This window comes from bacterium (assembly GCA_040755795.1).
Classification (GTDB): Bacteria; UBA9089; CG2-30-40-21; order CG2-30-40-21; family SBAY01; genus JBFLXS01.
The window spans coordinates 1-11246 of sequence record JBFLXS010000102.1 but is presented as its reverse complement, the minus strand read 5'-3'; the positions used below and the strand labels follow the sequence as shown (position 1 = coordinate 11246).

The following is an 11246-nucleotide window of genomic DNA, read 5'->3' as shown; positions in this document are numbered from 1 at the left end:
AACATTCGGCAAGCAGGTCCTATGTATTTCAATGGCTGCACCAATAATCTTTTCTGTTATCTGATTTATTTCCATATCTTCTCTGTTCCTCTGCGTCTCTGCGGTAAATTACCACCTGAACGGTTACGATAATTCATCAAATTTCACTTCGTGCTCTCCGTACCCTTCGTGGTGAATAGTTACCAAATGTGCATTACTCATATCGAAGTGCCTCAACAGGATTAAGTTTAGCCGCCAGATGTGCGGGATAGACACCAAAAAATATCCCGACCAGACAGGAAAAAGAAAAACCAAGCATAATCGCCCAAAATGAGAGAAAGATATCTAAATTCATCATCTTTGCTATTAATAGAATCACGCCTATTGCCGCACCAATCCCGATTATTCCGCCGGTAAGACAGAGTATCAGGCTTTCAATCAAAAACTGCCAGAGTATATCTTTTTTAGTGGCACCAACCGCCTTTCTGATACCAATTTCACGCGTCCGCTCTCGCACTGCTACTAACATAATATTCATAATCCCAATTCCTCCAACTAACAAAGAAATAGCCGCAATACTACTAATCACAATAGAAATGATATTCGTTATCGTAGAGAGCATTTCAATCATTTCATCCATGGTAACAACTTCCCAGACCTTTCTATTAGAAAAGGTTTTAAACAGATAGTTTTCTACTCGCTCTTTGAGTCCAGAGACACTCACTCCATTCCTGGCTTTAAAGAATACCAGATATATTTCTTGTGCACCAAGTAACCGTTTCACACAAGAAGATGGTAAAAGTAAGGCATTGTTAGGGTCCATTGGTCCCATCTTTAACTTAAAACCCATTAACCCAATGACCTTGAAATATGTCCCTTCTATATTTATCTCTTGTCCCAATTTTTTTTGCTTTCCAAAAAGTGAATTAAAGAGTTGATGACCGATGACGCAGACCTTTTCTGATGATTTAACCTCATTATCGGTGAATTTTCTACCTTTTATAATCAGGTCTAATCCTCGCACCTCAAACCAGTTAGCTGGCACACCAATCACCGTAATCAGTTTATTTTCACCCCGAACCTTCATTGGAGTTGATAAAAAATACTGGGGGGCTAAATCAGCAATTCCCGGGATGTCCCTTTTCATTGTTTCAAGTTGAGTTTCAGTCAGATAGGCAAATTTATCCACCCGAGTTTCCATCATCTGGTCATTATGGGCAACGACGAGATTAGTTCCAGAACCAGTAATTTCACGAATAATCAGCCTTTTCCCTTCCTCACCAATGGTGATAATCGCCACAATCGAAAAGACACCAATAGTAACCCCTAAAATCGTTAAAAAGGAACGCAGTTTGTATTGTTTTAAACTCTTTAATGAAGACAAAATATAATCTACGAACAAGGTTTCTCCTGAAAGTAGAAAGTAAAGAGAACATCACTGCTCACGCTTATCTCCCCACTATTTTCATCCTCCTATGTGCCGAGTTGTCGGCATGGTCGTTTCTCCTACAATTAGATTATATCATATCTACTCCATTATGTCAAAAGGATTTTGGGTCAATATTCAAAATTCCGTGTTTCAAAATTCTATTGACACAATTATATTTTTATGATATAATAAATTTATGGGGAAAACTATTGTTGAGAAGATATTAGGTGCGCATGTAAATAAAGAGGTCTGCGGTGCAGATTTGATTGAGGCAAAGGTAGATGTCTGTCTGGGGAATGACATCACCGCGCCTTTAGCCATAGTTGAATTTGAAAAATTGGGCATTAATTCTTTATTTGACCCGGAGAAGGTAGTTTTGGTTCTTGACCATTTTGTCCCAAATAAGGATGTAAATTCTGCCCAACAATGTAAATTTGTGCGTCAATTTGCCAAAAAATATCAAGTAAAAAACTTCTTTGATGTTGGGAAAATGGGGATTGAACATGCCCTGCTCCCGGAACAAGGATTAGTTCTCCCCGGAGATGTCATTATTGGTGCCGATTCCCATACCTGCACCTATGGTGCTTTAGGAGCTTTTTCAACCGGTGTTGGAAGCACTGATTTAGCCGCGGTTTTTGCCACAGGTGAAATCTGGCTCAAAGTCCCTCAAACAATTAAATTTATATATTATGGAAATTTAAACCCCTGGGTGAGCGGCAAAGATTTAATACTTCACACGATTGGCGACATCGGTGTAGATGGGGCAAATAATATGGCAATGGAATTTGCCGGTGAGGTGATTTCTAATTTGCCTATGGATAGCAGATTGACGATGGCTAATATGGCTATTGAGGCCGGGGCTAAATGTGGAATTATAGAACCAGACGAAATTACCCTTGAATATGTTAAACCACGCGCTAAACGAAAATTTAAAATTTATAAAAGTGATACGGATGCAGAATATAAAGAGATTAGAGAATATGATTGTCGCCAACTCGAACCACAAGTCGCCTTTCCTCATTTACCTTCTAATACCAGACCTATCAGTGCGGTAGGGAACATAGAGATAACGCAGGTAGTCATAGGTTCTTGCACTAATGGTCGAATAGAAGATTTACGAATAGCAGGGCAAATCCTGAAGGGCAAAAAGATTCATAAAGATGTTCGATTAATTATTATCCCCGGGACACAACAAATTTACCTCCAATCTTTAAAAGAAGGCTTAATTGAGATATTTATCGAGGCAGGAGGTGTGGTCAGCACACCAACTTGCGGTCCCTGTCTTGGCGGATATATGGGGATACTCGCATCAGGCGAACGGTGTCTTGCCACAACTAACCGCAATTTTGTCGGTAGAATGGGACATAAAGAAAGTGAGGTATATTTAACCAACCCTGCCATCGCCGCCGCCTCGGCAATTCGTGGTAAAATTACCTCACCTGATGAAACTTAGAACTTCACGAAATTAAAAAAGAGGTATGAAATGGAAAAACTAATGGACAGACCGAAAATAATTATTAAAGAAAAAAGTTTATCTCTTCTACTCATAAAGGAAGAAGATGGTTTTTGTGTTTATTGTCCAGAACTTGATTTGGTCACGGAAAGTTCAACTTCTCAATCTGCTATTGAGGATATGATTGAAGAAATTGTAGAATATTGCGATGAGTATATGAGAGAGATAGAGATTTATACCAGAAGTCCTAATCGGTTTCACCATTTACCTTATGTTAAAACTGTGGCGTCTTGTAAACAAGCTTTTGCAGGAAATTTAATGTATAAATCTACGAATAAACACAAATAATATTTAAAATATTAAAATTAAAGAACTTAAAGATTAAGCTCCTACGGAGCTGAATTCTTTAAGGATTATCATAGTCTACAAATATATCACTCCTAACGGAGTTTAGAAAATATATTCAACCCTGTAAGGGCGAGATGTTTATAGCTTTATCGTCTCAACATCAAATTAGCTCCATAGGAGCGATATGTTTATTGAGAAAGTTATAGATATTTTCGTGCAAAAGTTTGTTGTAAAGATGAGTGGGAACTAAAAGAGAGAATAGATGAGGATAGATTTAGAAAAGTTTTGTATGATTAAAGGGCAACTAATTACCAGTTACCAATCACCAAACATTTAAGGGGGGAAATGAAAAAATGGATAAAGATAAAGGAAAAAAGAAGATTGCTGTGATTGACGACAATACATCATTTGTGGAGGTTTTAAGCAGATTTTTAGACATGAAAAATTTTGAAGTCCTTCGTGCTTACAATGGCAAAGAAGGGATAAAAGTCGCCTCAAAACATACTCCTCACCTCATTTTATTAGATATAATGATGCCAGGACTATCGGGATATGAAGTCTGTGAAAGACTTAAAAGGATTGAAAAGACTAAAAATATACCAATTATCTTCGTAACGGTCAGGTCAAGACCAGAAGATATTAAAAGAGGTTATGAATCAGGTGCGGTAGATTATATCACTAAACCCTTTAATTATCCAGAATTAATAGAAAAGATAAATAAAATAATATGTTTGGATGACGGAACACATTTATGTATGATATTTATTTAACAGAGGAGTGATAGTAAGATATCTAACTTCTGTAAAGAGGAAAATAAGATGAAGATAACCGGTAAAGTATTTAAGAAATTCAGGGCTGATGTTAATACCGATGAGATTATTCCTGCTGTTTATCTTGATACAACATCGCCACAAGAACTGGCTAAACACTGCATGGAAGGAATTGATAAGGGGTTTGTCAGTGGTGTAGAAAAAGGGGATATTATTGTTGCGGATAAAAACTTTGGTTGTGGCTCATCAAGAGAACATGCACCGATTGCCATTAAAGCAAGTGGTGTGGCGTGTGTAATTGCTAAATCCTTTGCCCGAATATTCTACCGCAATGCCATCAATATTGGCTTGCCAATCTTTGAATGTGACCAGATAGACAAAATTAAACAAGGTGATGTATTAGAAATAGAACCAAAAAGCGGTAAGATAAAGAATTTATCCCGCCAGGAAGAATATCCCACTACCCCTTTCCCGGAATTTATGCAATACCTCATTGATTGCGGCGGGCTAATGGAATATGTAAAAAAGAAACTGAAAAGGTGAAAAGGCAAATTGAGTTTTTACCATTTTGAAAAAGGTGAGTTTTTGGGATTTTGTATCAGCGTAACTGTTCACCGCAGAGACACAGAGACGCAGAGAAAAAATTAAAATCTATTCACCAGAGACAGAAATTTCCTTTTTTTGTCCATTTCGGGTCTTTCGTTGTTTATTAATCTTTTAATACTTACTTTCGACGTAAACGTTCAGGTGGTGTAACAAAAGGAGATGTGGAGATAGGGAGATATTATTAAAAAAATTGAAATTAATAGAAACTAATAGAAATTTATGGAAATTTGTTGTTTTCCACAATCAATTTCTACCTATTTCTATAAATTTCAATCTATTTCTATTATCTTATCTCCATATCACTCTTATCTCCTTATCCCCTTTCTTACACTTTTGATATATAGCCTGAACGGTTACCTTTCGACTAACTGTTTTTAAGCCTTTTTAAACACCGAAAAACGCGAAAAAAACGAAAAAAAAGATATTTTCCTCTCTGTTCCTCTGCGTCTCTGCGGTAAATTACCACCTGAACAGTTCGTATCAGCGATGGAGGAAAGAGCATTGAAAATATTAGTGACAGGGGGGCAGGATTTATTGGCTCAAACCTTGTAGATAGATTAATTGATGATGGACACAAAGTCATTATCATCGATAACTTATTCACAGGTAAAGAAAAAAATATTAACCCGGCGGCAAAATTCTATAAGTTAGATATTCAAGACCCAGAGATTGAACAGATATTCAAAGACGAACAAATAGATATTGTTAACCACCATGCGGCACAGATAGATGTGCGGAAATCAGTCGATGACCCTATATTTGATGCTAGGGTGAATGTGCTTGGGAGTTTAAATCTTCTTCAGTTATCTACAAAATATAATATTAAAAAATTTATCTTTGCCTCATCTGGCGGCACGGTCTATGGCGAACAAAGTCTTTATCCTGCACCAGAAACGCATCCCCTCCTACCAATTTCACCTTATGGAATAAATAAACTCACTATTGAATATTACCTCTATTATTATTGGGCAGTACATAATCTTAATTATATCATCTTACGGTATGCAAACATTTATGGACCAGGGCAAGACCCCTGGGGTGAGGCGGGAGTAGTCGCAATTTTTATAAATAAAATATTACTCAACCAACAACCGATAATAAATGGTGATGGCAAACAAACAAGGGATTATACTTATGTTGATGATGTCGTTGAGGCAAATATTTTAGCTATGAACTCACAAACAACAGGGATATTTAACATAGGTTGTGGATTGGAAACCTCGGTTAATGAATTGTTCCAGATGATAGTCGAAGTAATGAAGGCTAATGTCGAAGAAGTTCATGCCCCACCCAAAAAAGGGGAAACACCCCGTAGTTGCATTGATGGAACAAAGGCAAAAACAATACTTGGCTGGCAACCAAAAGTTAGGCTTGAAGAGGGTATTAAAAAAACAGTAGAATATTTCAAATCCTCTTTCTCAAATTAGAGAGAGGGGAAATATTGGACTGATGGGATAGTGGGGGTAAACATAATATCTTTTTAGCTATACCTGAACGGTTACCTATTTTTTAATTCTCTCATAATTTCCTGACATAGTTCCTCACTTATCCAGATATCTTTTCTTTTAGAGATTTCATTTAAGAAGAATTCTAATTCCTCAAGATTAATTATACCTTTTTGGTATGCTTCGACTAAAACACCGACTGTCCCTTTTACTTTCAACCCTTTTTTACGAGCAGATTCTCTTGCCTTTTCATCGTCAAGTAATAGCAGACTATTAGGGAAACTCATTGCCAGATGGATACTTTCTATTTCTCCATCATCTAATTTTGAGTAGCGAATTTCTGAGTTGATTTCGTCAATCTGGATTTTTAAAGGATTCCATTTGTTTTGGTGTAAAAACAACTCAATTGTCAAGGCATCCTGAGAGCCTTTTAGTTTCCCCATAGTTACAGATTCTTTATAAACACTATCCGCAATAATTACTTTACCATACAATCGTTTTAATAAGTAAAGCAGATTTAATTTACCCAATGCCATTAACGGGCCAGAATTTGATATTACTTCCACTTTAGTCTCCTGGTATTCCAAGTTCTTCTTTTAAAGTTTCTTTGCTAAAGATAGGCGTAAGACCCCTGGCATACGCAAGAGTAGATATTTCATCCTCAGATACACCTGCTGTTTTAGCCGCATAACCAATAGAAACATTCCCATTTTTCAATAATAATAGGGCATTTTCCATCTTTAGATATCTTATCCCTAAATTAATCAATTCACAAATATACCTGCTATCTGCAGTCTTTATCTCTTCTGCCAGTGTATCAGGCATTTCCAAAGTTAATGTTTTCATTAACATACCTCCATTTGGGACATTTACTGATAGGAATTTGCTTTTTGGGCATTTTGGATATTACCTCCACTTTTGCTCATTATGAGGATATGTTACCACAAATTTTACCCTATGTCAATAACAATTTTGGGCTAATCACCCAAAAAATCAAAAAACTTCGATGAGACAAAAACGAGTAGAATTCACCTTTAGCCAATAAATTTGGGACACACTTATCCTGATTGGTGTGTTGAGAGTTGGAAGGAAAAGCAGGTTAAAAAAACAGTGGAATATTTTAAATCAACAAAGTGAAGGAATCAGTATTTTTTAATTCCATTAACCTTTCTGCCAGGTAGAAATCTAATGGAGTATCAATATCAATTGAATAAATAGACTCCATAATGATGGCGCGAACATCTTGCTCTTGATAAGATTTACCACTTAATATTACCTCTGTTTTACTGACAACTACCGCACCATTTAGCCTGTAAATAACAGGTAAATCCTGCCTTCTTAATGAACTATTGGTCTTGATGAACGGAGATACTTTATCCCCCTCTAATTTACACATCCAGTACGGATGAATCTCCGACTCGGTAATGGTAATAACCGAATCTGCATCTGTCTCCAGAATTTTCTCAATTGCCGCATCAATGTATTTTACCGGGCGTAATGGCGAGGTTGGCTGTAACAAAACGACAAAATCCGAGATATATCCTTCAGACTCAAGATACCTCAAGGCATGTTGAATTACAGGTAAGGTTGGTGCGGTATCAGTGGCTAATTCTGCTGGTCTTAAGAATGGCACCTCAGCCCCGTATTCTTTAGAAATCTTTGCAATCTGGTCATCATCTGTTGAGACAATTATTCTATCTAAATATTTTGATTTCAATGCCTCTTCAATGGTGTAGGCAATCAAAGGAATGCCTTGAAGTGGTTTTATGTTTTTCAAAGGGATATTTTTAGACCCCCCTCTGGCTGGAATAAGTCCTACGAACTTCTTATCCATAAAATCATTATAACATCAACATTTTTGTAAGTCAAGAAATTTTTTTTACCACGAATGACACGAATTTTACGAATGAATACTAATTAACTAAAGTTTGAGGTCTGATGTCCATAGTCTACTGTCTGAATCACAGACCCGACTAATTTTTTTAGTTGACAGAAGGTTATCGATATGATATGATAATTTAAAATGGCAGAGGTAAATAAAAATGGAAAATGAGGTATTATTAACTCAAGGGGAGGAAGAAATTAATCCCCTAACACACATTAATATCGGGATTTCATTGGCTAAGGAAGAGGCCTATGATGAAGCAGAAAAAGAATTTAGAAGGGCTATCCGAATAAATCCAGAGCTGGTCATTGCCCACTATAATTACGGAATTATCCTGGGAAAAATGAATAGACTTATTGAGGCTGAAAATGCCTATAAAAAGGCAATAGAATTAGCCCCTAAACTCGGGTTAGCTCAAAATAACATGGGCATTATATTAATTAAACTGGGAAAATATGCGGAGGCAGAAAATGAATTTGGGGATGCAATCAAAAAATTACCCCAGTCATCACCCTCTTTAGCTATAGCACATCTTAATCTTGGTAAATTATTAGCCGACCTCAAACGGTATCATGAGGCAGAAATTGAATATCTTGAGGCTAAAAGACTAAACCCAAATTTAAAAGAGGCATATATCAATCTGGGAAATTTATATCTGGAATTAGAATCTTATGAAAAGGCTAAGAAAGAATATAAACAGGCATTGGAGATTGATTTTCAAATGTCAAATGTCCATAACAATCTGGGCATTACCCTGGTTAAATTAAAAATGATTGATGAGGCAAAAGCAAAATTTGAGCAAGCGATTACATTAGACCACGCCTACGCCCGCGCTTATCATAACCTTAAAGAATTAGAAAAAATAGCCGAGATTTTAAAGCCTAAAACTACCCCCTGGACAACATATCTTATTATTGGAATTACTGCGGTTGTTCTTTTAGAGATTTTTATCTTGTTTATCTTCAATAAAATATCTGGAGTAGGATTTATGTCAACTATTCCTTTATTAGCGATGTTAGTCTTCTTTGTCCTGTTTTCAGAGGCTAAACGGAAAGAAATCACACTCCCTGAATTAGACCTTGAGATTGACCCTAAAAACCAGATAATTGAAACTGAATTGCTAACGAGTGATTTTGCCCAGGAGACTTTAATAAACAACCACACAAATACAAAGGAATGAATATATTAATTATTGATGGATATAATATTATTAAGCAATGGGCTGATTTAAAAAAGGAATTAAAAAGAAGTGGTTTTGAATACACAAGAAATAAGTTGATTGAAATCCTCGCCGAATATCAAGCCTTTACGGGTGATAGAGTAATTGTTGTTTTTGATGGATACAAGACGGATAAGAAATTAATAACTAAAAGTAGCCAGTTTGGAGTAGAGGTTATCTTTTCTAAACGAAAGCAAACCGCTGATTCCTTAATTGAAAGATTGGTTTATAACGAGCGGGGCGAAGGTAAAACTATTTTCGTTGCCACTCGAGATACAGCACTTGAGAGGATGATTTTTGGGATGGATTGCTTGACCATCTCTCCACAAAAATTAGAAGAAAGAATTAATGCGGTAAAATTAGAGATAAAAGGCTATTTGTGAGTGTGAACTTTCTCCACAAAGAACAGTTAGCCCGCTAATCTGTAATGGGTCAGTGAAATGGGGGATTCTCCTGAAAGTAGGAAGTAGGAGAGTAGGAAAGTAGGAAAGGGGGAGACATTGCCCCCAGCAGAGAAATACCGTGCACATCCTTTATCCCTTTCATACTTCCCTACTACCTACTTGCCTACTATTTTCATTGCTTTGTCCTCCGCAGGTTAATGTTCATTCCCCCAAATAACTGACGTATTACGCTAATCTTTTTGTTACCTCTTCTACCACCTTTTTTTCTACATCAGATAATGAGCCTTCAATGACACAACCAGCCGCCCGCATGTGTCCACCACCACTAAAAATCTTAGCAATCTCACTTACACTAAAGGCACTCTTTGACCGCAAATTTACCTTAATCCTATCATGTCCTAAATCTCTAAAAAGTAGAATTACTTCTACCCCCTTAATTGACCTGAGTTGGTCTATTATTCGTTCTGGTTCGATTTCACTGGCTGGGTCTGTTTCCTTAAGCATTTTTTGTGTAATGTGAGCTATAATTATTTTCCCATCCAGGTTTGTTTTTAAACTATCTAAGATCTTACCTAATAACTTAACAGAACTCGCGGTGTTCGCCTCATATATTTGAGAGGCAACTTCATTAGGGTCAATTCCACAGTTTAACAATTCCGCAACTATTTTATGTGAAGTAGGCGTAGTATTTACCTGTTTAAAGCTACCCGTATCAGTCATAATGCCCACATACAAAGGTAGGGCTAAATTATAATCTAATTTAAAATCCATTGCTTTAATGACCTGATAGATTTGTTCAGCACAAGCACTGGCGGTTGTATTAATATAATTATAATCACCTATGCCCGGGGAATCGGGATGATGGTCGATATTGATAATGAGCGGGACATGTTTAATTAGACCCGCAACCTTACCTACCCGCTCAAATTGATTACAATCTAAGACTATTCCCACATCAAATTTATATCTCTCATACTCTGGGGTGTAAATAAGAATCTTGTCACATTCTGGCAGGAAATGATAATTTTCCGGTGGTGGGTCTTCGTTAATAATCGTTACCCTCTTGCCTAATTTTTGAAGCAGGATGGCTGTGGCTAATTGGCTTCCAATCGAATCTCCTTCTGGATGGATATGAGCAGTAATAAGGAAATTATCCTCTTTTTGCAAGACATTCACAATGGAAGAGAGTAGCTCCATTTTACCTTTATCCTTTCTCTTTTAGTTCTTGTAGTAACTCATTGATGTGCATTCCATATTCAATCGAGGTATCAATTTTAAAGATAATCTCCGGGATAAATTTAATCCTCATCCGTTTTCGTAATTCATTATGAATAAATCTACGGGCATTTGTTAATCCTTCTAATGTGTTCCTTTTCGACTCATCATCACCATAGATACTCACAAATACCTTTGCTACCTGAAGGTCTTTTGATACTTCAACATCCGTGATTGTTACAAATCCAATGCGTGGGTCTTTTATTTTCCGGGTAATTATATCACTAATTTCTTCTTTAATTAAAGCCCCAACTTTTGCTGTTCGAAAACTTTCCATGTGTATTTCCTTATACTCGATATTCAAGTTTTTTTAAGATTAAGTGGCTTATCCTTTTTTAACCGCAAAGAACGCAAAGATTATAGGTTGTTCACCACCCTTTTAATTCCTTCCTTGAGTCTTAATACATTGAAATTTATAAGCAATCCTAATTTA

15 protein-coding genes are annotated in these 11246 nt (G+C 36.5%); 8 read left to right on the top strand and 7 right to left on the bottom strand.

The genetic code is table 11. The annotated features are described in order from the left end of the window. Positions 1-193 precede the first annotated feature (193 nt). Positions 194-1381 carry an ABC transporter permease gene (locus AB1414_08515; GenBank protein MEW6607481.1) on the bottom strand — a complete coding sequence of 396 codons (1188 nt, stop codon included), beginning with the start codon at positions 1379-1381 and terminating at the stop codon, positions 194-196. 223 nt (positions 1382-1604) lie between these two features. On the opposite strand from AB1414_08515, the gene leuC reads away from it, so the two are divergent. The 6 genes from leuC to AB1414_08485 all read left to right on the top strand — a co-directional run bounded on the left by leuC (position 1605) and on the right by AB1414_08485 (position 6012). Further along, the gene (gene leuC, locus AB1414_08510) at positions 1605-2861 is read left to right on the top strand and encodes a 3-isopropylmalate dehydratase large subunit (protein ID MEW6607480.1); all 1257 of its coding nucleotides are present in this window, start codon (positions 1605-1607) and stop codon (positions 2859-2861) included. A 30-nt stretch (positions 2862-2891) separates the two neighbouring features. Next, positions 2892-3209, top strand: a complete 318-nt coding sequence (locus AB1414_08505; protein ID MEW6607479.1) for a hypothetical protein — start codon at positions 2892-2894, stop codon at positions 3207-3209. A gap of 353 nt (positions 3210-3562) precedes the next feature. Then, positions 3563-3979 (top strand): response regulator, encoded by a 417-nt coding sequence (locus tag AB1414_08500; GenBank protein MEW6607478.1) that lies wholly within the window; start codon positions 3563-3565, stop codon positions 3977-3979. A gap of 48 nt (positions 3980-4027) precedes the next feature. Beyond that, positions 4028-4522, top strand: a complete 495-nt coding sequence (locus tag AB1414_08495; protein MEW6607477.1) for a 3-isopropylmalate dehydratase small subunit — start codon at positions 4028-4030, stop codon at positions 4520-4522. A 282-nt stretch (positions 4523-4804) separates the two neighbouring features. Next, complete coding sequence (locus AB1414_08490) at positions 4805-4963, top strand: hypothetical protein (GenBank protein MEW6607476.1); 159 nt, start codon at positions 4805-4807, stop codon at positions 4961-4963. Between the two features lie 101 nt (positions 4964-5064). Then, complete coding sequence (locus AB1414_08485) at positions 5065-6012, top strand: NAD-dependent epimerase/dehydratase family protein (protein MEW6607475.1); 948 nt, start codon at positions 5065-5067, stop codon at positions 6010-6012. A gap of 71 nt (positions 6013-6083) precedes the next feature. On the opposite strand, the gene AB1414_08480 is transcribed toward AB1414_08485, so the two are convergent. The 3 genes from AB1414_08480 to AB1414_08470 form a co-directional block, all read right to left on the bottom strand. After that, on the bottom strand, positions 6084-6596 hold the full coding sequence (locus tag AB1414_08480; protein ID MEW6607474.1) for a DUF3368 domain-containing protein: 513 nt from the start codon (positions 6594-6596) through the stop codon (positions 6084-6086). A gap of 1 nt (position 6597) precedes the next feature. Further along, positions 6598-6876, bottom strand: coding sequence for a hypothetical protein (locus tag AB1414_08475; GenBank protein ID MEW6607473.1), 279 nt, complete (start codon positions 6874-6876; stop codon positions 6598-6600). Positions 6877-7150: 274 nt separating this feature from the next. Continuing rightward, complete coding sequence (locus AB1414_08470; protein ID MEW6607472.1) at positions 7151-7864, bottom strand: acylneuraminate cytidylyltransferase family protein; 714 nt, start codon at positions 7862-7864, stop codon at positions 7151-7153. A 208-nt stretch (positions 7865-8072) separates the two neighbouring features. Between AB1414_08470 and AB1414_08465 the strand changes: the two genes are divergently transcribed. After that, positions 8073-9095, top strand: a complete 1023-nt coding sequence (locus tag AB1414_08465) for a tetratricopeptide repeat protein (GenBank protein ID MEW6607471.1) — start codon at positions 8073-8075, stop codon at positions 9093-9095. Continuing rightward, positions 9092-9517 (top strand): NYN domain-containing protein, encoded by a 426-nt coding sequence (locus tag AB1414_08460; GenBank protein ID MEW6607470.1) that lies wholly within the window; start codon positions 9092-9094, stop codon positions 9515-9517. The genes AB1414_08465 and AB1414_08460 overlap by 4 nt, the downstream gene beginning before the upstream one ends. Positions 9518-9763: 246 nt before the next feature. On the opposite strand, the gene AB1414_08455 is transcribed toward AB1414_08460, so the two are convergent. The 3 genes from AB1414_08455 to AB1414_08445 form a co-directional block, all read right to left on the bottom strand. Then, positions 9764-10735 (bottom strand): bifunctional oligoribonuclease/PAP phosphatase NrnA, encoded by a 972-nt coding sequence (locus tag AB1414_08455; protein ID MEW6607469.1) that lies wholly within the window; start codon positions 10733-10735, stop codon positions 9764-9766. 7 nt (positions 10736-10742) lie between these two features. Next, the gene (gene rbfA / locus AB1414_08450; protein ID MEW6607468.1) at positions 10743-11090 is read right to left on the bottom strand and encodes a 30S ribosome-binding factor RbfA; all 348 of its coding nucleotides are present in this window, start codon (positions 11088-11090) and stop codon (positions 10743-10745) included. An 80-nt stretch (positions 11091-11170) separates the two neighbouring features. Then, a partial coding sequence (locus tag AB1414_08445) for a GxxExxY protein (protein ID MEW6607467.1) occupies positions 11171-11246 on the bottom strand: 76 nt, incomplete at its 5' end.

Excerpts from the sequence above, each read along its gene's own strand:
- leuC (MEW6607480.1), top strand. The coding sequence starts at position 1,605 with ATGGGGAAAACTATTGTTGAGAAGATATTAGGTGCGCATGTAAATAAA.
- AB1414_08505 (MEW6607479.1), top strand. The coding sequence starts at position 2,892 with ATGGAAAAACTAATGGACAGACCGAAAATAATTATTAAAGAAAAAAGT.
- AB1414_08500 (MEW6607478.1), top strand. The coding sequence starts at position 3,563 with ATGGATAAAGATAAAGGAAAAAAGAAGATTGCTGTGATTGACGACAAT.
- AB1414_08495 (MEW6607477.1), top strand. The coding sequence starts at position 4,028 with ATGAAGATAACCGGTAAAGTATTTAAGAAATTCAGGGCTGATGTTAAT.
- AB1414_08490 (MEW6607476.1), top strand. The coding sequence starts at position 4,805 with ATGGAAATTTGTTGTTTTCCACAATCAATTTCTACCTATTTCTATAAA.
- AB1414_08475 (MEW6607473.1), bottom strand. The coding sequence starts at position 6,876 with ATGAAAACATTAACTTTGGAAATGCCTGATACACTGGCAGAAGAGATA.
- AB1414_08470 (MEW6607472.1), bottom strand. The coding sequence starts at position 7,864 with ATGGATAAGAAGTTCGTAGGACTTATTCCAGCCAGAGGGGGGTCTAAA.
- AB1414_08465 (MEW6607471.1), top strand. The coding sequence starts at position 8,073 with ATGGAAAATGAGGTATTATTAACTCAAGGGGAGGAAGAAATTAATCCC.
- AB1414_08460 (MEW6607470.1), top strand. The coding sequence starts at position 9,092 with ATGAATATATTAATTATTGATGGATATAATATTATTAAGCAATGGGCT.
- AB1414_08455 (MEW6607469.1), bottom strand. The coding sequence starts at position 10,735 with ATGGAGCTACTCTCTTCCATTGTGAATGTCTTGCAAAAAGAGGATAAT.
- rbfA (MEW6607468.1), bottom strand. The coding sequence starts at position 11,090 with ATGGAAAGTTTTCGAACAGCAAAAGTTGGGGCTTTAATTAAAGAAGAA.